The 24099-nt window shown below is 55.3% G+C and carries 28 protein-coding genes and 1 pseudogene; 22 read left to right on the forward strand and 7 right to left on the reverse strand.

Annotated elements, in window-relative coordinates; translation table 11 throughout:
- Positions 1 to 2: 2 nt before the first annotated feature.
- Genes AC0V6W_RS06450 through AC0V6W_RS06470 form a run of 5 tightly spaced genes read right to left on the reverse strand, consistent with a single transcriptional unit; the run spans position 3 to position 4137 of the window.
- On the reverse strand, positions 3 to 842 hold the full coding sequence (locus AC0V6W_RS06450) for a hypothetical protein (RefSeq protein WP_486148300.1): 840 nt from the start codon (positions 840 to 842) through the stop codon (positions 3 to 5).
- Between the two features lie 56 nt (positions 843 to 898).
- A complete protein-coding gene (locus AC0V6W_RS06455) occupies positions 899 to 1081 on the reverse strand; it encodes a hypothetical protein (RefSeq protein WP_486148302.1) in 183 nt (60 codons plus the stop codon).
- Complete coding sequence (locus AC0V6W_RS06460) at positions 1078 to 2979, reverse strand: asparagine synthetase B family protein (protein WP_486148304.1); 1902 nt, start codon at positions 2977 to 2979, stop codon at positions 1078 to 1080. The genes AC0V6W_RS06455 and AC0V6W_RS06460 overlap by 4 nt, the downstream gene beginning before the upstream one ends.
- A 7-nt stretch (positions 2980 to 2986) precedes the next feature.
- Positions 2987 to 3691, reverse strand: coding sequence for a hypothetical protein (locus AC0V6W_RS06465; protein WP_486148306.1), 705 nt, complete (start codon positions 3689 to 3691; stop codon positions 2987 to 2989).
- A gap of 32 nt (positions 3692 to 3723) precedes the next feature.
- On the reverse strand, positions 3724 to 4137 hold the full coding sequence (locus tag AC0V6W_RS06470) for a methyltransferase domain-containing protein (RefSeq protein WP_486148308.1): 414 nt from the start codon (positions 4135 to 4137) through the stop codon (positions 3724 to 3726).
- A 157-nt stretch (positions 4138 to 4294) separates the two neighbouring features.
- On the opposite strand from AC0V6W_RS06470, the gene AC0V6W_RS06475 reads away from it, so the two are divergent.
- From AC0V6W_RS06475 to AC0V6W_RS06545, 15 genes and pseudogenes are all read left to right on the forward strand, one after another.
- Positions 4295 to 4585 carry a hypothetical protein gene (locus AC0V6W_RS06475; RefSeq protein WP_486148310.1) on the forward strand — a complete coding sequence of 97 codons (291 nt, stop codon included), beginning with the start codon at positions 4295 to 4297 and terminating at the stop codon, positions 4583 to 4585.
- 369 nt (positions 4586 to 4954) lie between these two features.
- Positions 4955 to 6034, forward strand: a complete 1080-nt coding sequence (locus AC0V6W_RS06480) for an O-antigen ligase family protein (protein ID WP_486148312.1) — start codon at positions 4955 to 4957, stop codon at positions 6032 to 6034.
- Positions 6035 to 6276: 242 nt separating this feature from the next.
- Positions 6277 to 6654 carry a hypothetical protein gene (locus AC0V6W_RS06485; RefSeq protein ID WP_486148314.1) on the forward strand — a complete coding sequence of 126 codons (378 nt, stop codon included), beginning with the start codon at positions 6277 to 6279 and terminating at the stop codon, positions 6652 to 6654.
- 193 nt (positions 6655 to 6847) lie between these two features.
- Positions 6848 to 8017 (forward strand): acyl-CoA dehydrogenase family protein, encoded by a 1170-nt coding sequence (locus AC0V6W_RS06490; protein WP_486148316.1) that lies wholly within the window; start codon positions 6848 to 6850, stop codon positions 8015 to 8017.
- Complete coding sequence (locus tag AC0V6W_RS06495; RefSeq protein ID WP_486148318.1) at positions 8014 to 8388, forward strand: hypothetical protein; 375 nt, start codon at positions 8014 to 8016, stop codon at positions 8386 to 8388. Before AC0V6W_RS06490 ends, AC0V6W_RS06495 begins: the two co-directional genes overlap by 4 nt.
- 5 nt (positions 8389 to 8393) lie before the next feature.
- The gene (locus AC0V6W_RS06500) at positions 8394 to 8762 is read left to right on the forward strand and encodes a DUF6163 family protein (RefSeq protein WP_486148320.1); all 369 of its coding nucleotides are present in this window, start codon (positions 8394 to 8396) and stop codon (positions 8760 to 8762) included.
- Positions 8759 to 9121 (forward strand): hypothetical protein, encoded by a 363-nt coding sequence (locus tag AC0V6W_RS06505; protein ID WP_486148322.1) that lies wholly within the window; start codon positions 8759 to 8761, stop codon positions 9119 to 9121. Before AC0V6W_RS06500 ends, AC0V6W_RS06505 begins: the two co-directional genes overlap by 4 nt.
- Positions 9118 to 10725, forward strand: a complete 1608-nt coding sequence (locus AC0V6W_RS06510) for a carboxyl transferase domain-containing protein (RefSeq protein WP_486148324.1) — start codon at positions 9118 to 9120, stop codon at positions 10723 to 10725. Before AC0V6W_RS06505 ends, AC0V6W_RS06510 begins: the two co-directional genes overlap by 4 nt.
- A 55-nt stretch (positions 10726 to 10780) precedes the next feature.
- Positions 10781 to 11649: pseudogene (locus AC0V6W_RS06515) on the forward strand (ATP-binding protein); the annotation flags it as partial.
- A gap of 60 nt (positions 11650 to 11709) precedes the next feature.
- Positions 11710 to 12636, forward strand: coding sequence for an acyl-CoA carboxylase biotin carboxyl carrier protein subunit (locus tag AC0V6W_RS06520; RefSeq protein ID WP_486151482.1), 927 nt, complete (start codon positions 11710 to 11712; stop codon positions 12634 to 12636).
- Positions 12637 to 12889: 253 nt separating this feature from the next.
- Complete coding sequence (locus tag AC0V6W_RS06525) at positions 12890 to 13417, forward strand: hypothetical protein (RefSeq protein WP_486148326.1); 528 nt, start codon at positions 12890 to 12892, stop codon at positions 13415 to 13417.
- Between the two features lie 70 nt (positions 13418 to 13487).
- Entirely contained in the window at positions 13488 to 13868 is a 381-nt protein-coding gene (locus tag AC0V6W_RS06530; protein WP_486148328.1) for a hypothetical protein, read from the forward strand.
- 55 nt (positions 13869 to 13923) lie between these two features.
- Positions 13924 to 14613: a C39 family peptidase gene (locus AC0V6W_RS06535; RefSeq protein ID WP_486148330.1), complete on the forward strand. Its 690-nt coding sequence runs from the start codon at positions 13924 to 13926 to the stop codon at positions 14611 to 14613.
- Positions 14613 to 15122 (forward strand): hypothetical protein, encoded by a 510-nt coding sequence (locus tag AC0V6W_RS06540; RefSeq protein ID WP_486148332.1) that lies wholly within the window; start codon positions 14613 to 14615, stop codon positions 15120 to 15122. The genes AC0V6W_RS06535 and AC0V6W_RS06540 overlap by 1 nt, the downstream gene beginning before the upstream one ends.
- A gap of 43 nt (positions 15123 to 15165) precedes the next feature.
- Entirely contained in the window at positions 15166 to 16527 is a 1362-nt protein-coding gene (locus tag AC0V6W_RS06545; RefSeq protein ID WP_486148334.1) for a transporter, read from the forward strand.
- A gap of 457 nt (positions 16528 to 16984) precedes the next feature.
- On the opposite strand, the gene AC0V6W_RS06550 is transcribed toward AC0V6W_RS06545, so the two are convergent.
- Positions 16985 to 17617, reverse strand: coding sequence for an NAD(P)-dependent oxidoreductase (locus tag AC0V6W_RS06550; protein WP_486148336.1), 633 nt, complete (start codon positions 17615 to 17617; stop codon positions 16985 to 16987).
- 115 nt (positions 17618 to 17732) lie between these two features.
- Here AC0V6W_RS06550 and AC0V6W_RS06555 point away from each other — a divergent pair, with 115 nt between their 5' ends.
- Genes AC0V6W_RS06555 through AC0V6W_RS06565 form a run of 3 tightly spaced genes read left to right on the forward strand, consistent with a single transcriptional unit; the run spans position 17733 to position 19553 of the window.
- Positions 17733 to 18659 (forward strand): LysR family transcriptional regulator, encoded by a 927-nt coding sequence (locus AC0V6W_RS06555; protein WP_486148338.1) that lies wholly within the window; start codon positions 17733 to 17735, stop codon positions 18657 to 18659.
- Between the two features lie 52 nt (positions 18660 to 18711).
- Positions 18712 to 19110 (forward strand): DoxX family protein, encoded by a 399-nt coding sequence (locus AC0V6W_RS06560; protein ID WP_486148340.1) that lies wholly within the window; start codon positions 18712 to 18714, stop codon positions 19108 to 19110.
- Complete coding sequence (locus tag AC0V6W_RS06565; protein ID WP_486148342.1) at positions 19107 to 19553, forward strand: MarR family winged helix-turn-helix transcriptional regulator; 447 nt, start codon at positions 19107 to 19109, stop codon at positions 19551 to 19553. The genes AC0V6W_RS06560 and AC0V6W_RS06565 overlap by 4 nt, the downstream gene beginning before the upstream one ends.
- A 118-nt stretch (positions 19554 to 19671) precedes the next feature.
- Here the strand turns inward: AC0V6W_RS06565 and AC0V6W_RS06570 are convergent.
- Positions 19672 to 21022, reverse strand: a protein-coding gene (locus tag AC0V6W_RS06570) for an IS3 family transposase (RefSeq protein ID WP_486148010.1) whose coding sequence is annotated in 2 segments (ribosomal slippage) — positions 19672 to 20686 and positions 20685 to 21022 — 1353 coding nt in all. Because the reading frame shifts where the segments join, the coding sequence is not laid out codon by codon here.
- Here AC0V6W_RS06570 and AC0V6W_RS06575 point away from each other — a divergent pair.
- From AC0V6W_RS06575 to AC0V6W_RS06590, 4 genes are all read left to right on the forward strand, one after another.
- Positions 20997 to 21707 (forward strand): amidase family protein, encoded by a 711-nt coding sequence (locus tag AC0V6W_RS06575; RefSeq protein ID WP_486148344.1) that lies wholly within the window; start codon positions 20997 to 20999, stop codon positions 21705 to 21707. The genes AC0V6W_RS06570 and AC0V6W_RS06575 overlap by 26 nt on opposite strands.
- Positions 21704 to 22108, forward strand: coding sequence for a RidA family protein (locus AC0V6W_RS06580; protein WP_486148346.1), 405 nt, complete (start codon positions 21704 to 21706; stop codon positions 22106 to 22108). Before AC0V6W_RS06575 ends, AC0V6W_RS06580 begins: the two co-directional genes overlap by 4 nt.
- Positions 22109 to 22144: 36 nt before the next feature.
- Positions 22145 to 22846, forward strand: coding sequence for a hypothetical protein (locus tag AC0V6W_RS06585; RefSeq protein WP_486148348.1), 702 nt, complete (start codon positions 22145 to 22147; stop codon positions 22844 to 22846).
- A gap of 90 nt (positions 22847 to 22936) precedes the next feature.
- Positions 22937 to 24073: a glutathione S-transferase family protein gene (locus AC0V6W_RS06590; protein WP_486148350.1), complete on the forward strand. Its 1137-nt coding sequence runs from the start codon at positions 22937 to 22939 to the stop codon at positions 24071 to 24073.
- Positions 24074 to 24099 lie beyond the last annotated feature (26 nt).

Genomic DNA, 24099 nt, shown 5'->3' on the forward strand with positions numbered 1-24099 from the left:
TTCTACATCTTCTCAACGGATTGGACGATTGCGGTGATCACCTGCGGGATCCTCGCGTAGTCGCGCGGATAGTCAAGCGAAAGAACCGGTACAACGCGCGCCATGTCAGCTAGCTTTTCGAAGTGCTTTCGCAGCAATCCTTTGTCTTCAACATCAAGAATGAAAGCGTGAGGCATAAGCGCTGCCAAGGCATTCTGTTTGCTCAATCGGCGCACTTGCAAAGGCGCCAAATGGTCAGACCCAAGCACGAACAAAGCCTGAAGCTCAGCGTCATTCTGCGCAAAAGGCAATTCAGATGGGCAGGCGATTGACCGCTTGCCCTCGTCCTCGTCATGCGCCTCTTGTACGCCCAGAAGGAACTCAGCACTATCGCAGAAAAGCCTGAGAGAGGTTGGCTTTGCAGCGGCCCAGTAACGTTCGCGGTTGTGCGACAGGTCGAGCACATCTTCTGTCAGCAATTGAAAGCCGTTCTTGGCAAAACTTGCTGCCAATGTGGTCTTACCGCTGCGCGATTGCCCAAGAAAACCGATGGCTTTTCCATTTACGCAGGCAGCGCTTGCGTGAAGAAAAAGGCCGCCTCGATAATTACCCAAGAGCGGCGCGATGGAATTGTGCGCTATTGCCGCAATGTCATCATCACGCGTGCCAATTGCGGGCACTGCGCGAACGCTAAGATCCTCGTGGTTGATTTGAAAATCAGCCCTACCATCAAAGCGGACCAGAAACCCTGTTTGAGTGCGATAAAACTCAGCGATGCAATCGCCGCCAGGTGCCAGCCAGCTATCATAGGGTTCTTCTGATAAAAGGCGCTGCTCGCGCGAAGGGCAAAGCGTCCATTCCATATCGTGCTTGAAATGTTGGGTAATGGGCACAGAAGCGCCCATTACTCAGCTCTCCATCACATGCCGCCCATCATGCCCATATCGAGGCCCATTCCAAGCATGCTTCCCGACATCAGGATCATGCCGTCATTCTCTAGACCCAGACTGCCGCCCGTGAGGTTTCGAACCGAGCCGAAATGGATGAGATTTGGCGTTTTATATACGGATTTGGCATCCGAACGCCCGGTTGTGCACGTCATAGATTTTCCCCCTGCAAACCGCTTTTTGGTTGATCTGAGGACAGAAAAGCCGCGCTTGCATAGGTTCCCCATAAGTTCCCCGCGAGCCTTGTGTCAAATGACGTGAGCCCGTCTGCCTCTGTGATCCGTCGGAGACCATTTTGATCGCACAGATCCGCAGATAAAAGGCTAGTATGATGAGCGCAGAATTCGCGAGCTGCATCAATCAGGTCTGCGGCGGGAAAGGCAGCTTTCGTGTGCCGGTCCAATACAGCGTCAGGACAGATACCGCGCATCGCTTCGCGGTGGACCCATTTTGTCACGCCGCCTCGATACCGGATATGCTCAGGCGTTGCCGCGCTGAATTCGATAAATTCGCGAGCGAACATGGGGCTGCGCGATTCCACATGCCCGCGCGCATATTGGCGGTTCATCAGATCAAAGGCCAATTGGGCATCAGCGCGTTCGAGGCGCAGTGTTTTGCGCGCGTGTTCCGGCGCTTGGCCGCTGTGTTTTTGGGCGAGCCGTTTGAAGCCTTGATCCAAGCTCAGCTTTGAGGAGTTTGAAAGCCAATCGAGGTCAGCCAGATCGCCAACAAATTCGCCTATCGTGCGCGCGCGCAACATGTTTGCGATGCGTATCGGCAAAACGGCTGCGATCGCCTGTCTTGCGGCAAACCAATACGTGTAGCGCGCACCCCATTCAGCTTTGTCCCGCGCAATGGCAGCCGCAAATCGCGGCAAATCAAGCGACCTGATATGCTGTACATAATAATCCAGCGTCCCATCCAGCCATTGATCCCCGCCTGTCCCACCCAGTATTGCGCGGCAGCCATCGGTTTTTGCCGCTTGCTCCAGCCCCATCGACATCGCGCCATTGGTGTAGGTGGGAATATCCTGCTCAAGTGCCGCTTGCTGGGTGAACCAATCAAGCGGTGGTTCGAACAGCGGGATTTCACGCAAAGTGCCGCCAACATGGCGCGCCGCAGACCTTGCATATTCCACTTCATCAGAAGCAGATCCTGGCACGCCCTTAAGTGTGTAGCCGCGTATGCTAGGCGCAGGCAGCTTGCCGCTTCGATGCAGATCGTGCGCAAGGCAAAAAGTGGCGGACGAATCCAGCCCGCCGCTCACTTCAAGTGCCAGAGTACGATCCGTCCGCGCTGATCTTGTTACGCAACGGGTCAGGACCTCCCGGTAATGCTCAATGTAATCGGCATCATTTCGGTACCGGATCGTCACGCCAGTCTGAAGGGTCCAATACCTTCTGTGTGTGACCGCATTGGACGTGACCCAGTAGAAATGTGCGGGCCTGAACCTGAAAACACTGCGCACGGCGGTCTGCTCGGGTGCATAAAACTGGGCGGCGGACAATTGCGCCAGGTATTCGAAATTGGGCTTAGGCCTGCATCCAAGCCCGGCATTGATCGTGCGCTGATCGGAAGCGATGACAACCCGGTCCTTCAGCTGGATGTATAGAAGCGGGCGAAGGCCCTGATGGTCGCGCGCGCACAATGCTTTTTGCGCCCGCCCGTCCCACAAAACAAATGCAAATTCTCCGTCGCAATGCTGGACACAATCCTCACCCCACCGGTCATACGCGGCGAGCACAAGCTCCGCATCGCTCTGGCTGCGCAAGATGGTACCCCGCTCTAACAAATCGCGGCGCAATTCTGAGTGGTTGGTGAGCAGGCCATCCAGTATGATCGCGCACCGACCATCGCTGCTTGCCAGGGGTTGCTGTGCCGTCCGAGATTCGCCTGTGGTGTGCAGTGTGGCATGGGCGAGAGTGGCCGTGCCATCGCTCCAGCTGGTCGTCCCATCGGCCCCCTTGTGAACCATCGCAGCTACCATCCGGCCCATGCCGGCACGATCTGCCGGGCCGCCATCTGTCCGGATAATTGCCGCCAGCCCGCTCATATCAAAGCTACAGCAAAGCGCCCGAAGTGCAGTCCCGCTTTATAACGCCTTCGACAAATTCGCGGATCGCGGCCTCGGTTGGTAGCAGGTCAGGCCGCTCAGCCAGAGCAATTGCCGTGATATCCTCGCGCGTGCGGCTTCCATCGACCAGCCCGAGAATATAACGACGAGCCTCGCCCTTTTTAGACAAAGTAACCGCCTGATCGGTGGGCTTTGCAAGATCGGTGGGAGCCAGAACCGCGCTACCAAAAGTGGACAGCTTTTGCGGACTGGCGCGGCCCTTCTCGTCAAGAGGCGGCGTAATAGTCCAGGCAATCAAGTCGCCGCTTGAATTAAACCTCAGCGACACGCCGATCTGATCTCCCGCCTTCACATCAAACGGTTTCAAGGCAGGCAAGAACGCCTGAGGCCGTTCAATACCGCGTGTCTCAACGGGTGAATTCGTCATCCAAACACCGCCACCCAAATGGCAATCAAACCAGCCTGCTATCCCATCGAATTGCCCGCTCTCTTCGACAGTGAGAATGGTGTCTAGCGACAGAAATCGGGGCGTATCCGCGTTGAGCACAATATCTGCGATAACGCTCGGTGCCGAGCAAAGATCTTTTCCAGTCAATTGCGTAGAGAATTTCTGGTTGCGATTTTGCTCATCCAGCCAGCGATATTGGTCTGGCACATGCTCTGCGTTCCAAGCGGAAGCGAGGTTCCGCATTTTTTGGGATGACACCGCCGCGACGTGAAGTTTCAACCGGTCCGGCACAATAACACCCCCGGCTTCAGCATACGCGAAGCAGCATCGCGGATCATGTCGATCAAGCCGTAATCAAATCCGAAATACCCAATGTGGTCACACACCAGCGCATCGACACGGCAAGGCAGTTCAGTGTCAAAGGTGGATCCGGAGATGCAAGTGTATTGGCCGCTTAATCCGGCGCGCTGCATTGTTTCGCGCGCAAGATAGATAGCATCGCTCGCATCAATCCCATAGACGTGCGATGCGCCTGCTTTCAGGCATTGCAACCCCAACACACCAACACCGCAGCCCAGATCGGCAACTTTTGCGCCTTCATGGATAACGTTGGCCAACGCAGTTTCGAAAAGGCCAAACCGTCCCTTTATGGACAGATATTCGATATGTTCCTGAAGCGCTGACGACACAATACCTTGCGATTAACAGGCTGTGCCCTGTGAAGTCCAGCAGAGGCGCGCTTACAAAAAAGGCATCGGGCTCGCGATGAAAAGTCGTTGATTGCTTGTTTAACTACCCCCGTTGCATTAAGCATTTTTACGTAAGGTCTGCTTTAGGGGTGCGGATATGAATACTCGATCACGTCTGATCTGCACGATGGCAGCGATTGGTCTGGCATTTGCGCCCATTGCTGCACAAGCCAACACGCGCGCTAGCGATAGTGGGAACATCTACGCTACGAATGCGAACGACGCAGATGGCAATGCGGGGGCTTTGCTTGATGGTGAAGCGGCCGGCGCCGGGCTGGCAAGTGATTTTTCAAATTTTTTCATCGCACTCTTGGTTGGTTCGTGGTTTACGGGAGTGGTCTTTATCATTGCCGATGATGGCAACAATCAATCACCTGGCGGTAACTGACTGCACTTGCGTTTCGCCGAAACGATGCTGATCAGAAAACGCGTGGTGGTTTATGCCTCGCGCTTTTTTTAGGCTGGCATTATGGGCATCCATACCTCTAACGCGCCCCATAGGACCACGATTGCTCTCTGCGTGATTTTGGCCATGGCGTTTGTTTTTGGCGGTGGAGGTGTTCGTTATGGCCTTGCCAATTTGGCAGTGCAGTTGTCTGCTTTGGCCTGCCTTTGCTTAAACCGAGACGCGTTCTTTTGCGGGGTAAAAAAAGCCCCCTTGGCGCTTACAGCGCTGGTTTTTGCTAGTCTGGCCTTACCTCTGTTGCATGCCATACCTTTGCCGCCCGCCATCTGGACATCGCTGCCCGGAAGGCAGGTGGTTCTAGATTCCTTCGCATTGATCGGCGCGCAAGACGATTGGGCAGCGATCAGTGTCGATCCGGCACGAAGCCTGGTCGCGTTAAGCGGTCTGATTGTGCCGGTCACTATCCTTGCCTTGGGCTCGGCATTGCGGCGCGATCATCTTATCTGGCTCGGCTGGGGCCTCGCAATCCTTGGCGGCATCACCCTGCCGATTGGCGCAGTCCAGATTTTGAGCAATGGCGCGACTGGGCTGTTCTATCCTGAAAACCCTATGCCAGGCGTATTGTTTGGAACATTTGCCAACCGGAATTCGGCCGGGATTTTCTTGGTAAGCGCATTGACCTGCGCAACCCTTTTGCCCGCACCAACCCCGCATCGCCGCATATGGATGGTGCGAATTGGCCTGTGTGTGCTGCTGATTGTCGGGATCGTGCTGACACGCTCTCGCAGCGCGCTGGTATTGGCCGCCATTCCGGCAGGCCTGGCCATAGTCCGCATGTTTTTTGCTTTCAGACACGCCGATCGTACAACAGCGTGGCGGACCCCATTTTTGATATCAATAGTCGGCGCCGCGGTCATTGTAACCGGCGTGATCGCCGCAATCGGATCTAGTCCAACTGGGCGCATCAACGACACGCTGTCCCGCTTTGAGGCGACTGGCGATGCGCGCTCATATATCTGGGAAGATGCAGCCTATTCGGCGAAGCGATATTGGCCCATTGGATCGGGCATGGGGACGTTTGACGAAGTTTTCCAGATCGATGAGTCGCTGGAGAATATCACAGAGCGGCGCGCTGGCCGCGCGCATAATGACTATCTTGAATTATCGATTGAGGCAGGCCTGCCGGGCCTCGTCATCCTTGCTGGTTGGATGCTGATTTGCGGGTGGTATGCGATAGGCCTGCGCAAGGCCGCCGACCCATGGACAGGGCTGGCCGGCCTTTCCATTCTGTTTGTGTTGGCCGCGCAATCCGTCACCAGTTTCCCGCTCAGAAATCAGACTTTGCTGGCAACCGCGAGTATTGCTGTTTTGCTATTGATCCGCTCTTCGCTTGACCAGCGTGAGCTCCCGCAGAAGAGAGTCAGCCGATGATTAGCCGGGCGATTTGGATCATTGCACTTGCCGTGCTTGGGTTGGGTACAGCAGGCTTGCAATTGGACCGGCAATCGCGCGTGACCCCTGCGCTTACACCCTATGTGCCTGAGCCCTTCAGAGCTTTCGCTGCGGCGCGGCTCACAGCCTCTGCGCTCGCCAATGACCAGCACAGTGCGGCTCTGATGCATGCTCAAAACCTCGTTCGGCGGAGGCCCATGCCTGCGCAAAACCTGCGATTATTGGCCGCCGCGCAATTTCGGGCAGGGCAAGTGGCGAGCAGCGCGCTTTCCATACAACACGCCGCCCAGCGCGGCTGGCGCGATCCCCTGGCTCAACATGCCATGATGGGCATTGCCATGGACGCTGGCGATGAGAAAGAAGCCGCCCATCGTTTTGTCGCTTTAATGCTGCAAAAACAGACCAGTGATGAAATCCTGACCAACACGGGAAAGCGTCTCTTTGCAGCGAACAGCGATAGCAGTGCAGCACTGATTGATCTGGTTTCGGGCACAAGCAGATGGCACCCCGCCTTCGTTCAGCGCGGCCTGAATGTTTTGCCGGCAAATATTTATGTCGAAACTCTGTCGGAAGCAGAATCAGCGCGGCATCGTGTTTGATTGCAATCAGTTGCAGTTCTCAATGCAATCCTTCGCAAAGCGGGAAGACACATATAAGCAGGCTGCGGCGCTGGAGGAATTGATCAGACGCCAGTGCCGCTAGCAAAGCCAGCAAGGACAAAGCCACCACAAAGACTTATTGCATTAGTGTGCTATGGCGACATATTGTTGCTTTAGATTTTGAGGAGAAACCATGCGCGCGACCCCGGATTTTGACTTTCAACTTGGCGAGAGCGCCGACATGATCCGGACAAACGTTGCGCGTTTTGCCGATGAGCAGATCGCACCGCTGGCCGAAAAGATCGACCGGGAAGACTATTTCCCTCGCGCGGAGTTGTGGGCCGCTATGGGCGAGCTTGGTTTGCACGGGATCACAGTGGAAGAAGAAGATGGCGGGCTGGGTCTTGGCTATCTCGAACACGTGATTGCCGTTGAAGAGGTCAGCCGAGCCAGTGCATCGCTTGGCCTATCTTATGGGGCGCATTCCAATCTGTGCCTCAATCAGATCCGACGCTGGGGCAGTGATGAACAAAAAGCCAAGTATCTGCCAGGACTGATTTCCGGCGAGCATGTCGGTTCGCTCGCCATGTCAGAGGCATCCGCGGGTTCTGATGTGGTTTCCATGAAATTGAAGGCCGACGCGGTTCAAGGCGGCTATGTCCTCAACGGCACCAAATTCTGGATCACCAACGCGACATATGCCGATACCCTTGTCGTCTACGCCAAAACCGATGGCCAAGCCGGATCACGCGGGATAACAGCTTTCCTAATCGAGAAAGGCGACGAAGGTTTTTCAATCGGCCAGAAAATCGAAAAAGTCGGCATGCGCGGTTCGCCGACAGCTGAACTGGTGTTTGACGATTGCCATATCCCCGAAGATCGCGTCATGGGCCCGGTCAATGGCGGGGTAGGCGTGCTGATGAGCGGCTTGGACTATGAACGCGTAGTCCTGGCCGGATTGCAGCTAGGCATTATGCAGGCGTGTTTGGACACCGTTATTCCTTACCTTCGCGAACGCACTCAGTTTGGAAAGCCCATCGGTTCCTTCCAACTGATGCAGGCCAAAGTTGCCGACATGTATGTCGCCCTGCAATCGGCGCGGGCCTACACCTATGCTGTGGCGAAGGCTTGTGATGCCGGTCAGACGACGCGTTTCGATGCAGCGGGCGTGATCCTGCTGTCGAGCGAAAACGCCTTCCGCGTGGCGGCCGAAAGCGTGCAGGCACTGGGCGGCGCGGGCTATACGCTCGATTGGCCAGTGGAGCGCTATATGCGCGATGCGAAGCTGCTCGACATTGGCGCTGGGACGAACGAAATCCGTCGGATGTTGATCGGGCGAGAGCTTATTGGGGCGGCGGGGTGAACCTCGCGCTGCTGCGCTTCCTCGGCGCTGGGCTTGGCCTATCGCTGATGGTCGGAGAGCTGATCCGCAGCTCGGGTGCGGGACGCCCGATTATGTTCATCCTCGACGACTTCTTTTGGGGCGGGCTCTTGCTTCTCGGCGCGATCCTGATGGCTCAACCGTCGCGATTGCGTTGGGGCGTCCTCGTTGCCGGATGGGGAGCCTGCATAGGCATGCTTTACGGTAGCTTCTTCGGCAAAGTCTTTGCGCCCAAGACTGCCAATTCGGGCAATATGGAGCTTGGCTTCCTCACCGCGATAATCGGGCTGGCCTTTGTGGTTTCACTGATCGGTCTGGTCGGTACACTTCTCTGGAAACCCACCGAGGAGTAGATCCGATGCCCACCATCGCCAAGATCATCTGGACCGTCGGGTTTACGATTGGGACGATCACGCATTTGCTCGACTTCTATTATGGTGGTTGGCTGCCCTATGACTTCCGCCCGCTGCGATTCAACATCTACTGGACCGCTCTCACTGTTCTCGATCCGCTAGCTGCGGTCCTGATCTGGGTGCGCGAGCGCTGGGGCGTGGTGCTCGGGGTCGCGATTATGGCGTCAAATGTGCTGGTGAACGGCAACACCTATTTGCTGGGCTTTAACGATTTTCTCCCCTCGCTGATCCTGCAAAGCGTGTTTGCCGCATTTGTGTTCTTCGGAGCTTGGACGCATTGGCAGAGCTCGAAGACAAACGGCGTTTCGCAATGATGGGCACCTCGGTTTGGCTTTGGTTGTCCGGACTGGTCATGGTTGTCGTGGCGGTCGCGCATTCCACCGGCGGGGCGAGCAGCGTGCTCGGGCCTATCCTTTCGCAAGGCAATCCGCATCCCAACATGGAGAATGCGCCAGTGCTGCTGCGCTATTTGTGGCATTCGCTATCCGCTTTCATGGTGCTAAGTGCGGCGGTGATTGTCTGGCCTGACACCCCGCGCGGCGTCATCATTTTAATCGGAATATTCTGGATTGCGCTTGGGCTAGCCGATATCGCGACGTCGCAATTTAAACATCCCGGCTGGATTCCGATGGGCGTTGCCGGAATTCTTGCTCTGATTGGGGCCTATAGATGACTGCACCTGTTCTGACTTCCAAGCTTGATCACGAAGCGCCGGATGCAAAGGCGCGTTTTGAGCACAACAAGGCCCTTGCAGCAGACTTGCGATCAACCGTCGCAGAGGCCGCGCTCGGCGGTCCTGAGCGGAGCCGTGAACGCCATGTGTCGCGGGGTAAACTCCTACCGCGCGAGCGGGTGGAGCGGCTGCTCGATCCGGGCTCCCCATTCCTCGAAATCGGCCAGCTTGCCGCGAACGGCATGTATGAGGGCGATATCAACGGCGCCTCGCTCATTTGCGGAATTGGGCGGGTGTCGGGTCGCCAAGTGATGATTGTTTGCAATGATGCGACGGTCAAAGGCGGCACCTATTATCCCATGACGGTCAAGAAGCATCTGCGCGCACAGGAAATCGCACAGGAGAACCGGCTGCCATGCATCTATCTGGTCGATAGCGGCGGCGCGAACCTGCCGCATCAGGCCGAAGTGTTCCCAGACCGCGATCACTTTGGCCGCATCTTTTTTAATCAAGCCAATATGTCCGCGCTGGGCATTCCGCAGATCGCCTGCGTCATGGGAAGCTGCACCGCGGGCGGCGCCTATGTCCCGGCCATGTCCGACGAGACAGTGATTGTACGCAATCAAGGTACAATTTTCCTTGCCGGCCCTCCCCTTGTGAAAGCCGCGACGGGCGAGGAAATAACCGCAGAGGATTTGGGCGGCGGCGATCTGCATGCAAAGAAATCCGGCGTCGTCGATCATCTCGCGGAGAGCGATGAACACGCGCTCACCATTGTGCGCGATATTGTCAGCCATCTGGGCGAAAATACCGGCGCGGCTGAGAACATCGCTCTCAAAGACCCCCGCCCACCCAAATTCGAGGCGGATGATCTTTATGCGATCATTCCGGATGATGTGCGCGCGCCTTATGATGTGAAAGAAGTGATTGCGCGGCTGGTCGATGGCAGTGAGTTTCACGAGTTCAAAGCGCAATATGGCAGCACCCTCGTCTGCGGTTTCGCGCATATCTGGGGCATGCCGGTCGCGATTTTGGCGAATAACGGGGTACTGTTCTCCGAAAGTGCGCAAAAGGGTGCGCATTTTATCGAATTAGCGCAGCAGCGCCGTATCCCGCTGCTGTTCCTCCAGAACATCTCCGGCTTTATGGTTGGCGGCAAATACGAAGCGGAAGGCATTGCCAAGCACGGCGCGAAGCTTGTGACAGCTGTTGCAACCGCTACCGTCCCCAAAATCACCGTGGTGATCGGCGGCAGCTTTGGCGCGGGCAATTACGGCATGTGCGGACGCGCTTACTCACCGCGCTTCCTCTTCACATGGACTAATGCGCGTATTTCGGTGATGGGCGGCGAGCAGGCAGCTTCTGTTCTGGCGACGGTCCACCGCGATGCGCAAAAATGGTCTGAGGAAGAGGCCGAAGACTTCAAAGCCCCGATTCGCCAGAAATACGAGGATGAGGGCAACCCCTACTACGCTACGGCGCGGTTGTGGGATGACGGAGTGATCGACCCCGTACAGACCCGCGATGTGCTGGGGCTGGCCTTTGCTGCAACGTTGGAGGCGCCGATACCCGAGCGGCCTTCATTCGGCGTGTTCAGGATGTGATGCTATGATTTCCAAGCTCCTTATCGCCAATAGAGGCGAGATCGCCTGCCGGATCATGCGCACCGCGCGCGAGATGGGAATCGCAACGGTCGCGGTCTATTCCGATGCCGATGCCAAGGCGCTGCACACCCGCTCCGCCGATAAGACGGTGCATATCGGCCCCTCGCCCGCAGCCGAGAGTTATCTGGTTGGCGAAAAGATCATCGAAGCGGCCAAGGAAACCGGCGCGGAAGCCATCCATCCCGGTTACGGCTTTCTGTCGGAGAATGCCGATTTTGCAAAGGCCGTAATCGATGCGGGGCTAATCTGGGTTGGGCCTAAGCCCGAAAGCATCCGCGCAATGGGTCTGAAAGACGCGGCCAAGACGCTGATGATGAAAGCTGGCGTGCCGGTCACGCCGGGCTATTTGGGTGAAGATCAATCGGTGGAGCGTCTGGCCAAAGAAGCAAGCGCCATAGGCTATCCCGTACTGATAAAGGCTGTCGCGGGCGGCGGCGGTAAGGGTATGCGCAAGGTCGATGCAGCGGAGAACTTCGCGGCTGACCTCGAAAGCTGCCAGCGCGAGGCCAAGGCGAGCTTTGGCAATGATGAGGTGCTGCTGGAAAAGTGGATCACCTCCCCCGACACATCGAAGTGCAGGTGTTCGGGGACTCACACGGCAATGTTGTCCACCTGTTCGAACGCGACTGCTCGCTCCAACGCCGTCACCAAAAAGTAATCGAGGAAGCCCCCGCACCCGGAATGGACGAGGCCACTCGGACACAAATCTGCGCCGCCGCCGTGCGCGCTGCGAAAGCCGTCGATTACGAGGGCGCAGGCACAATTGAGTTTATCGCCGACGCCAGCGAAGGCCTGCGCGCCGACCGCATCTTCTTCATGGAGATGAACACACGGCTTCAGGTCGAACACCCCGTGACGGAAGAGATCACCGGGGTCGATCTGGTGGAATGGCAGTTGCGGATTGCGTCGGGTGAGCCGATTCCCGTGAAGCAGGAGGAGCTCTCCATCAACGGCCACGCCATCGAAGCGCGGCTGTATGCCGAAGACCCGGCGAAGGGCTTTTTGCCGAGTACGGGGCGTTTGGAGTGGCTCGACCTCAACCAAGACCATTTAGACATTTGGCCGGATGCAAAGGTAAGGATTGATACGGGCGTAGAACAAGGGGACGAAGTCTCACCATTCTATGATCCAATGATTGCGAAGCTTATTGTTCATTCTGAAACGAGAGAGAATGCAGCAGACTCGTTATCCTCTCTTGCCGGATTGACTGAAATTTGGCCGGTGAGATCAAATGCCCCATTCTTGATGGAGGCTCTGGGTCACGTCGACTTCGTCGATGGGAAGCTCACCACGTCATTTATCGCGGCCAATGAAGAAGAGCTTCTCCCTACTGTCGAGCCTGAAGATAGCCATTGGGAGATGGCGGCAAGGCTCTACCTTGATCCCTATGGCGATGAGGAAGATCGCGACCTTATGGGGCTGGGCTTTCGTCTGAATGCTCCAACTCGTGAGACCGTGGTTCTTCAGCACGGCTCTGAAAAGAGGGCGCTGGACCGCACAAGCTTCAAACGCGAAGATGCTGTTTTGCACTTTAACACCGGCGAAAAAGTGGCCGTGTTTTGCGATGGTATGTACTTCGAGTTTCGAAAGGACATCCGCGGCACCGGCACCGCTTCAGCCGCAGACGGAGCCATCCTCGCCCCCATGCCCGGCAAGGTCATCGCCGTCGATGCCACCGATGGCCAAACCGTCACCGCCGGCCAGCGTCTTATGGTGCTCGAAGCGATGAAGATGGAGCATGCTCTTACCGCGCCCTTTGATGGGACCGTCACCGAACTCGCAGCCTCCGAAGGCGGGCAAGTGCAGGTCGATGCTGTGCTTTGCGTCGTTGAACCCATAACGCAAGACTGATCCCAGCCGGGCCTCCCGCTCGGTTCAGCCGGCCCCGCAGCATAATCACGCAAGGCCTGGGCGCACCGCGCTGCCCTACCCAGTCTATAACCTCTAACTGCCGCCTTAAGAAGGCTTGCCCCCGTTTACCCCGCGGTAACCATGCGTGGTGACCCATCGCTAGGCACGCCTTTTTCCAAATATGAAGAGGTTCATCCGTAATTACACCAAGGCGAACGAAACAGAAATTCAATAAATCGCTTTGGAGACCATCATGAAACTGACCAAAATTGCTATTCTCGCAGCGCTCGTATCAACTGCACCTGCTGCTTACGCTCAAGATGCTGACCTCACGGGCGGTGATGTGACGGAAATCGACGCGTCGACCACCATCGAAGACAGCTTTGATGACAATTCAGACCGCGTGTTCAACGATAGCTTTGATGACAACTCGGAAGTCTTCAACGACAGTTTCGATGACAATTCCGAGCGCGTTTTCGAAGACAGCTTTGATGACAACTCGCAGGATTTCTCATCCGGCACCGGCATCAACAGTAACAGCGTGTTTGGCGACAACGCTATTGTGGCTGAAACAACCTTGTCCAATGTCGTGACCGGTGTTGACGTGAACTTTGGCGATGTCGAAGATTCCGCAAACTTCAACACCCAGCTGCGCAATAACGGCAATGCGTTCCGCAACTATTCGGGCATGAACGCGCTTAACCAGAACACAGGCACTGGCGCTGCGCAAAATGCCAGCGTGACGATTGCTGTGTCGGGCGACGGGTTTGACGCAAACTAACCAAATGAAGTGACTATGTGTGCCATTCATAACCTGAATGGCACATAACTTTTCCTTCAACGAGGTACAAATGGCCAAAATCCAGATCATAACCGCGCTTACATGCGCCTTGCTAGCCGCTCCTGTGGCTGCGCAGGACGCAGCGCCCGCAAAGGCACAGAAGGCAGCAAGCCCCTTTGCCCAGGCCGAGCCTATTGCTGAGAGCAAGCTTGCCAAGATTGCTGGGCGAGAAGATGTCAACCAAGTAACCAATGCGGAACAGAAAAACGCGGTGAACGGCAATGATGTCGGCGACAACTCCGTCACAGGCACGATCAGTGTCAGTGATCAGGCATTCAGCAACACGAACGGCTTTGTCATTCTGAATGCCAACACCGGGAACAATGTCGCGATCAACGCCTCAATCCAGGTCAATGTCGCATTGCCCGCAGTGAGTGCTCCTGGCCAGTAACGGCTGGATTTTTGATCCAATGCACCGCGCAATCCGCCCCCTTCGATCCCTCGCAATGGCTGCGATCGCTGGCACATGTTTGTCAGCATGCGCAGCCGTACCGATGGATGATGCGCGGTTTGCCTTGGGAACGCATCAGGGGCTGTTTGCGCTTGATACCGCCCCGCGCACGATGGTGGAGACAAAATACGACACCGTCATCCGGCAGCAATTTGATTTCAGCTGCGGATCGGCTGCGCTCGCGACATTGTTAAGCTACCACTACGATCTTTCCCGCGGTGAGAACGAAGTGTTTCAGGGCATGTGGCGCGATGGCGATCAAGAAGCCATTCAGCGCCTTGGCTTCTCGCTGCTCGATATGAAACGCTATCTCGCCGCTGGGGGGCTCAAAGCCGACGGATACCGCGTTGATCTCGAGCAAATCCGCGCTTCCAAAACACCCGGCATCGCTTTGATTGCCCCCGATGGCTATCGCCATTTTGTCGTCGTCAAAGGGGTAGAGGATGACTTTGTTCTGGTCGGCGATCCGTCACTTGGCCTGCGCCGGATGGATCGCAAATCTTTCGAAGAAACCTGGAACGGCGTCTATTTCGTCGTCACCAATGGACCAAAAATTAACCACACCCTGCTAAACGCAGACGCGCAATGGAACCGCGTCGCCGCATTTGGCGTGGATCATGGCGCCTTCGAGCCGATCAGCCAGCAAGCGCTGGCCTTGACCGCGCCGGGCTATGGAGAGTTTTGATGATGCGACTTGTTCGTCTTTGTCTTGCATGTCTTGCCGTTCTGGCATCCCCTGCGGCTGCGCAATCGCCTTTCGGCGATGCAGTGGCCATGGATGATGCAGAATTGGCAGAGGCGCGCGGCGGCTTCATAATGCCTGGCGGGATCGACCTGGATTTCGCCATTTTTCAGGAAACCAGCGTTGATGGAGAGCTCGTTTTGCGCTCCTCTTACGTGCTGGCAGAAACCGGACCCGTTGTATCCGTAGAGCAAGTGTCAGACACCGGCAGTGTCGATACAGCGAAGGATCCAAAAGGCAGCGTTGTCACAATCGAGATGGAGGGATCGCAGATCTCTCACCTCGCAGGGCGCGTAACCGGAAGCTCCATAGCCAATGTGGCGGACAACCGCACCATCACCACTGTCACGACCGTCGATATTGACCTGTCCCGCACCGCTGTGGGCGAGGTTGGATCGCTGATCCCCACTTTGGGAACACTTGCCCGAGAAACAGCAAGCTTCGGTTTTTAGCGGAGAGCTCTCCCGCCTCCGAAGCCCGATTGGGTGATGATATATGCGCAAGTTTTTGCGTGGTTTGATTTTGGGTCCGGTTTTGGGCTGCGCATCGTTGCTCGCGGCGGCCGCGGCCGCTCAGGACGTTGTCGAGGTGGAAGCGGCGACCAGCGAAACGGTTGCGCAGCCTTCACCGCCTAGCGACACTCAAGACCTCGCCCAATTGCGCCGCGAGGTTGCAGCAGAACGCGCCGCACTGTCGGAGCAGATCGCATCGCTTCAGGCTCAGCAAAAGCGGCTGGGCGCGCTAGAGCGCCGTTTGTCGATCGCGCTCGGTGAAGAACCAGCTGCTCCTCAAAACACGCCGCAACCCCGACTGGCACAGCCCTCACCCACACCGCAATCCGCGCCGCAGCAAGCTTCTAATCAATCTTCCCAGCCCCAAGAGGCTGTCGGCGTGGCGCCCGAAGATGATGGCCGCCAGCCAGAGATCGCAAGCCTTGGCCGTCAGGGAAGCGCAATCACTCAAAAGGGGCGCCTCAGCGGCGAGGTTCAGTGGAGCTATGCCCGCGCAGATCGCAATCGCGCTCTATTTCGCGGAGTCGAAGTGGTCGAATCTGTGCTTGTCGGCGTTTTCGATATCAATGAAAGCCGCCAGGATGTCTTCACTAATACAATTGGCCTGCAATATGGCCTGACGAGCGATATCGAGATTGGTGTCGATGTGCCCTTCGTTGCACGCTGGGACACATCCATCCTGACCCCGGTAGCGGCATCAGGCGATGATGCCCGCGAAATCGACAACAGCGCCAATGGCTATGGCCTGGGCGATGTACAATTGTCAGCGCGCAAGCAGCTGCACGCGCCGCGCGGCTTTGGCCCTTATTTGGTTGGCAATGTGCAGGCGACAGTGCCAACGGGAACAGGCCCCTTCGAAGTCGCTCGCAATGAATTTGGCGAAGCAGCAGAGGCCGCCACCGGATCTGGCTTTTGGAGCCTGACAGGCGGGCTGACCGCTATCCTGCCCAGCGATCCCGGCGTGCTGTTTGGAAGTATCAGCTACACCAAGAACTTTGCCGGCACTGTTGATGCACAAATTCCCCCCGTCACCATCGTACGTGTGGATCCGGGCGATTCGCTGTCCTTCAGCGGAGGCGTAGGCTTGGCCCTAAACCCGCGGCTATCCGTCAATTTCGGCTATGCGCACACATGGGGTTTTGGAACCGAGACAACCACAATTAATGGCGATGACGAAACAACTTTGGCAACCCAGCGATCACGCGATCTGCAAGTGGGCCGCTTTCTGTTCGGTACAACCTATAAGGTCGATAAACGAACGAGTGTGAATTTCGGCCTTGAAGCCGGCCTAACCGACGATGCGACCGACATGCGTGCAGTCATAAGAATACCATTCGTGTTCTGACAAATGCCCCCAAACGCGACCCCGAAAACCTGACCCAAATGTTGTTGGAGCCGATTAATCGGCGCAAATAGTACAGAAGAGGACTCGAATTGATCGCTTAGAGCCCTGAAAACGTGCGATTAAATTAAAACGACTTCCTAATTAGCCCTCAATTAAGACCGCTCGCCCAGAACAGGTGCCACCAAAACGCAGCAGTGACCGCTACTTTTAGCCCCAGATAGCGCGCCAAAATATGCGCTAGAGTAGCTTGCTTGCATCATCATTCGCAGGTTCCAGCTAGCTTGACTCGCATCCCCAACCGCGACTGACCGGCCGCTCCCGAAAGCCGACCTTCCGCTCTCGACCCACTTTCGGACATTGCAATTCCCAACGTGAAGTCCCTCGCGGTGAGCCAACACTCAAGCCAATGGGTGAGGTTCGCACTCTGCCTAAAGCGCGAACCTTCGGCCCGCGTCCCCTATTCGTATCCAAGAACAGGATGAGCATTGACCCATTCCCGATTTGTTAGCTCCTCCACTACGAACCTGGCAGCATCCACAAAGTGAATTTGGAAATTACCGCGCCCAAGCCGACGATCTTCAACTATGAAGGGTTTTGACGGGCCTTTGCGAAGGTATGTGAGCCGCACGCTAGTCGATTCCAGATCGTCGCTTTCTTCTAAGATTGTCTCCATCCGAGCCATGTCTGTGTATGTGTTGAGGAGATAACGCCGAAGCAGCTTCGTGTAGAACCAAGGTGCCTGTGTATCTTCGACTGTTCCACCAGAAGAAAGCACAAGGATGCGCTTGACCCCTTTTGCTCGCATTGCAGCCCGAATTGCGCGGGCGCTGTCACTGTAAAGCGTTGTGAATTTGGACGCAGCCTTCACACTGCCGTGACCAAGAGCGGAAACAACAACATCAGCGCCCTCGATAGCGTTCTCCAAAGATGCCTGATCGGTCATATCGATCTTCCGGACGACGATGCCCTCAAGGTCGTTGAGCGTTTCCGGGCGGCGAACTGCGCCGATCACTTCGTGCCCTGCAGCAATTGCTTGTTTTGCGATTTCCTGCCCAGTTGTTCCATTTGCTCCAAAAATTACGATGCGCATTGTCTTTCTCCAATTCTTGCGAAGCGGGGTGCCTCGCTGTCTGGAAATGGAAATGATCGACAACTGACATAATTTCCAATAATGGAATTTACCTCTATCATAAGCTAGAGTTATTATGAGAGATATCGATCTCAATTTGTTGATTGTCTTTGATGCTGTGATGTCAGAGCGAAATCTGCGCAAAGCAGGTGAACGCTTGGGGCGGTCGCAGCCGTCGATCAGTCAGAGCGTTGCACGCCTTCGTGATATCACACGTGATCAGCTCTTCGAAAAAGCTCCAACAGGCGTCGTCCCAACTGCTCGCGCTGAGGTCCTATGGACAGAGATTCGAGACCCCTTGGCCTCCCTTCGGATGGCGCTCGTGCAAAAAGAGTTCGATCCGTCTGCGATGGTTGGAGAGCTAGTAATCGGACTTTCGGATGATGTCCGTATTTTGTTCTGGCCCGCGCTTGCAGGGGAAATCAGTCGGCAGGCCCCAGATGTAACTCTGCGCCTGCTTGATACCAATCACTTGAGCGTTTGGGACGATCTTCGCAGTGGCAGGTTGGATGTTGCCCTGACGGTGGCCAGTCAACCGCCTCCGGGAATGGGGGGAAGGATCATTCACCAAGACGATTTCGCGCTGCTTCACACAGCGGATCAGACGCCGCCCAAAACCGCAAATGACTATGCGAAAATGAGGCAATTGGCTCTTGTTTTTGGTGATGAGCAGCCAGCCTATGCGGACGAGGCATTGGGCGCTGAGGGGCTGGATCGGAAGATCGTAGCCCGAGTTTCGCGTTTTGATGCGCTGCCCGATATGGTCATGGAGCTCGAAGCTGTCGTTGCATTACCGACATTGATCGCCAAACACTTTGCCAATCGTGCCGGTCTTGTTTGCTCGGCATTACCAGTGGCGTTCCCGCCCGCCATCATTAAGCTCTGCTGGAACGAGAAATCGCGCAACGATCCGCGCATCTCGTGGCTGCGTGCGCGCGCTCTCGATTGCATCGCAAGGCAGATCAGGAGGAAGTTAGAAACGCCGCAGCTTCGGCGGTCTTGATTTAATACGAAGTTCGAGTAACTTTATACGCAATTCGTATGGAGTTTATTTCATGACCAGAAACTGGGCCACGCCGGCAGTCTTGCTCGGACGCATCGGATTAGCATCACTCTTTTTGCTCGGCGGGGTCAACAAAGTGCTAAACTACGGCCAAGTTCTTATACAGATGGTCGGCGAAGGGTTGCCCGTGCCGGCCCTGCTTCTACCGGTTGTCATATTGCTTGAAGTCGCGGGCGGCCTAGCTGTTGCAGTCGGTCGTTTTTTGTTGGTCCCATTCGCATTGGCTCTGGCGCTATTCACCGTTGCGGCCAATTTTGTCTTTCACGACTTTTGGAACATGGCTGGCGCGGTCGCGCAACTTGAGCTTGCGCTCTTCTTCAAGAATGTTTCGATCGCTGGAGCCTTAATTCTCCTAGCCGGATTGACCTACGAGAAGGTTCAATCCCAATGACTTCTCCCGCCGAGCAGCTTCTTGTAGGCATCAAAGAGTTGCTCAATACATTCACGGTTGATGAAACCCGTTTTCCGCCGGCCGAAGGGCGCGTCAAGTACAACGCACTTGATTTTCAAGCTTTCTATTTCATTCATGAGCACTCAGGCAGCCTGGCTTCAGAGCTTGCTCGGTCGCTCGGAATTTCGGCGACGACCGCGCAATCTGTGTGCGACAGGTTGGTCCGACGAGGGTTTGTTGACCGAAGCAGGCATCCAGCGGATCTGCGCGCAGTATCACTTAGTCTGACTGAAGCGGGAAAGCAGATTGCGCAATCTATCAAACGTCAGGATTTGTCGAACTGCGAGATTATGTTGAACCAGCTTCCTTCTGATCAACGCGTCACATTTGTGAATCAAGTAGTGACAATTGCTAACGCTCTTTCCGGTCACAAGGGTGCGTAAGATGAGCTCAGATCATATTCTGGAATTGCTTGAACCTGAACATGTCCGTCGTCAGATAAATTGAGACTCGCTTGGGTTTTGGCTTAGCGAGTGTATGGTCTCATCTGGTTGATGTGTTTTAGGCGGCTAGCTTTCGGTGAAGCAAGCGCCGATGTTTTAACGTCTGTCGTTTGATCCTTTCTCTTCGTTGGATGATGGTTGCGGCCCTGCCGAAGTAGGCGTCGGCAGGTGTGACGTTGTCGAGGCTCTCATGGTAGCGCTGATGGTTGTAATGCTCGACGAAGGCCTTGATCTGACATTCCAGATCGCCGGGCAGGAAGTAGTTCTCCAGTAGAACACGGTTCTTGAGTGTCTGGTGCCAGCGTTCGATCTTGCCCTGGGTCTGCGGGTGGAACGGCGCACCACGCACATGATCCATGCCGTTCTTGCCGAGATAGTCGGCTAGTTCTTCAGCAATGTAGCTCGGCCCATTGTCGGATAGCAGTCTTGGCCTGTGCTTGACGTGGGCGTGGTCGCAGCCCGATGCTTGCAGAGCCATATCCAACGTCTCGGTGACGTCTTCGGCCTTCATGGTCGTGCATAGCCTCCAGGCGATGATGTAGCGCGAGTAATCATCCAGCACGGTCGATAGATACATCCAACCCCATCCGATGATCTTGAAGTAGGTAAAGTCTGTCTGCCACATCTCGTTCGGACGTGTTGTCTGGGTGTGGAACTGATCAGCAGCCTTGATCACGGTATAGGCAGGGCTGGTGATCAGATCGTGCGCCTTAAGCAGCCGGTAAACCGTGGCTTCAGACACGAAGTAGCGCTTCTCGTCGGTGAAGCGCACCGCCAGCTCTCTGGGCGATAGCTCGCTGTACTCCAACGCCATATCGACGATCTGCTGCTGGATGGTCTCAGGGACACGGTTCCATGCGCGCTGTGGTCCGGGCTTTTGATCCTCCAACGCCGCTTCACCGAAGCGCTGATAGAGGTCGTACCAACGATAGAAGGTAGGACGGGCAACGCCCAGCATGTCCAGTGTCTTCTTCACTGGTAGATGGGATCGCTCGACCAGCCTGATGATCTCCAGCTTCTCAGAGGCGGGGTATCTCATTCTTCGTCTCCCCCATCCCCGATTGTGCTTTTTTGAGCAGACGCAACTCCAGCGCCTGCTCAGCCACAACCTCCTTCAGATCACGCGCTTCCCGGCGCAGGTCCTTCACCTCGTCAGTGGTCGCCGCACGCGAAGTATCGCCAGCAAGCCTGCGCTTGCCTGCCTCCATGAACTCCTTCGACCAGGTGTAATACAGGCTCTGGGCTATGCCCTCCTTGCGACACAGCTCGGCAATACTGTCATCGCCGCGCAGGCCCTCAAGCACGATCCGTATCTTCTCTTCCGCTGAAAACTGACGCCGCGTTTTGCGCCTGATATCCTTCACCACCCGCTCAGCAGGTGCTTTGGAATTTGCTCGTTTTGATCTCATCTTCGTTCCTTACAGTCACTACGATGAGACCAAAACACTCCTCTATCCAATCACCTCAATCTGTCTCACAAACGCTGACGGGGAACAGCTGCTTCAGGATATGGGGCATGAGATTGTCGAGATTTCACTCCCTCAGAATCTGACCGAAACCATAGCAGCCACGACCGTTTTGGCCGGCATGGGTGTCCAACGTCTTTTAGCATCCGTGCAAGCGCGTACTGGACAAAGCACTGATCCTCAAAAACTAGAGCAATTGACACGCATCTTACTTGCACAAGCCGACAATGTGAGCGCGCTAGACCTCGCCAATGCCCAAACCGCGCTGGCCAAAGCAGAGCACATTGTGAGCAGTTTGTTTGACGATATCGATGTGTTTGTTTCGCCGGTACTAGCGCAACCACCCCTCTCACTTGGCACATTGCAAACGGATTCGCCTAACTTCGATTTTGAGACCTTTTTCAATCAGATGCTGGCCTTTGGACCCTATACAATGCCCTTCAACGTCTCTGGTCATCCGGCGATGTCAGTACCTTTGCACTGGACCGATGATGGGCTTCCGATCGGCGTACAGTTTGCGGGGCAAAGATGGGGTGAGGCGGGACTTTTCCAGTTGGCCTATGCTTTGGAAGAGGCAAGCCCTTGGCAGCACAAAAGGCCACCCGAACATAATCTGGAGACGCCATGACAAAACAAATCGTAGTACCGCCTGGCAAAGAGGGGCTTTATGCTGAGTTCGGATATGTTCCAGCAGTGACCAGGAACGGTCTAATCTATGTTTCTGGCCAAGTTGGAGTGCGCGATGATGGTTCAATTCCCAGTGACATGGCGGAGCAATTTAATCTTGTATTCGAGAATTTGCGATCGGTTCTTAGACTTGCTGGATCAGATTTTGATCACTGCATTGAATGCACATCTTTTCATGTCGGATTGCAAGAGCACATGCCGGCCCTGCTTGCCGCGCGATCTCGGGCAGGAATGCATCCAAATTTGGCATGGACAGCCGTCGGTGTGACCGAACTAGCTATGCCTGGCCTCATGCTCGAAATCAAAGCGATTGCAGAGGCTCCCGCTGCCGCGGCACAATAACTCACAACGTAAAACAATTTGTCTCTAGGAACATTGATGCCTCAATCTGAAACCGATTTAACGGGTAAGAACATTGCAGCCTTCTGCGCGTTCTTATCGGTCCCAGCAGCGTGCTTTGCGCTTTACATGCTCTTTAGCGCTGCGGGCGGAGATATGGGTCTATTCTATCGAGCGAGTGATTTGCTGTCTGTGAGCCCAGAGCGAGCGAGCACATTCTACTATGCGTTTTGGGTGGATATTCTGGGATTTTATCTGGTGTTCGTGCCAGTGATGATATTCCTTTGGAAGTGGCTGCGACCGATTAATTCAGGGATCGCCGATATTGGTGCCGTCTTCGGGATTATATACTGCGTTATGGGAGGTATGGGTGCAGCAACCATGGCTCCATCATTCCTTACGCTTCATGAGATCTACAGCACAGGATCTGAAGCTCAGCGCATGGCTGCAGGTGTTGCCTGGCAGACTGTGGTCAACGGCCAATGGCAAGGTATCTGGGTTTTGGAAACGCCGATGGCTGCAATTTGGGCTTTTTGCATGGGTCGCCTTTTATGGTTGAAAGAACTCAAGGGCTTGGCGATCCTCAATTTCTACCTGGCCATTGGTTGGACAATCCACTTCGCGACAAAACTTGCCGGTATAAATGCGCTCTCCGACACGATCTTGACTTTGACGATCATTGCACAACCCGTCTGGGCGATCTGGATCGGTTTAAAACTCTTGAAGCTCAAAGATCATTAGCGCCTTTCAAGGCGCGCTAGCGTCTGGTCTTTTCAATATTTATCAAGGTCTCAAGGGCCGTTGATTCGCTTTCAATGAGGGCACCTTTTCATGGCACGCCAGCACCATCTGTACGCAGCGCCGCTGTCTTACTATTCTGCAAAAATTCGGTCTTATCTGCGTAAGCAAGGGATTGGTTATGTTGAAAGGTTGCCGTCACACCCGGATTTTGCACAGCGAATTCAACCCGTCGTTGGACGCCGCGTAATCCCCGTTCTGGAAACTGTCGATGGGGACATCATACAAGATACCGCAGACATCATCGACCATTTCGAAGGTCTCGAGCTCGCGAGGTTCCCTGCGTATCCGCCAGATCCGATCCTGCGTGTACTCGCGATATTGCTGGATTTCTTTGGGTCGCAAGGATTGAGGCGTGCCGCTATGTACTATCGCTGGTCTTTCCCAAAAGAGCATGACCATTTTCTGTTGCGCGAGTTCAGTCAAAATGTACCTGCATTAGCTGGGGAAGACCATCGCGCCATCGTATCAGGCCTGATGCAAAAATATGCATCCTATCTCCCCGTCCTAGGCGTCATACCTGAAGTCCATCAAGAGATTGAAAGACGCTATGAAACCCTATTAAGACTGTTGAACGAGCACCTTCAGCGCCACGCATACTTCCTCGGCAGCGTGCCGTCGCTTGCCGACTATGGGATGTTTGGGCCTTTGTACGCGCATTTGGGTCGCGATCCGGTTCCTTCGATGTTGATGAAAACAAAGGCGCCGGCACTCTTTCGCTGGACCGAGCGTATGATGGCACCAGATCTTGATGCGCCTGAGTTCTCGGTGCCGGCTTCGCAACATCTAGCTGACTTTCAAGAAACACTTGAACCGATATTGAATTGGTTCGGTCAAGATATGGAGAGCGAAATCCGAGTTTGGTGTCACGAGCTGCAGAGTGAACTGGACAGCACTGATCCTTCGTCTGGATCGACTTGTTTTGAAAATAGCGACTTGGGTGGATACAAGGTCGCTAGCGTAACAATTTATGGGCGTGAGCAATACACTATGGTCAGCCCCTACTCGTATCTCCAAATCCAGAAGATTCAGCGACACCTCGATGAATTGGGAGAAAGCGATCGCGGCAAGATTTGTGCAATTCTGGAAGCGACAGGGATAAACTTTATCTCAGAGCTAAGATTGTCGCGCTCCATAGCACGTCAAAACTTCAAGGAGGTTTGGGCGTAGTCAGCAATCAGTCTTTACGATCGCAA

This window comes from Erythrobacter sp. JB1-7, assembly GCF_057365015.1.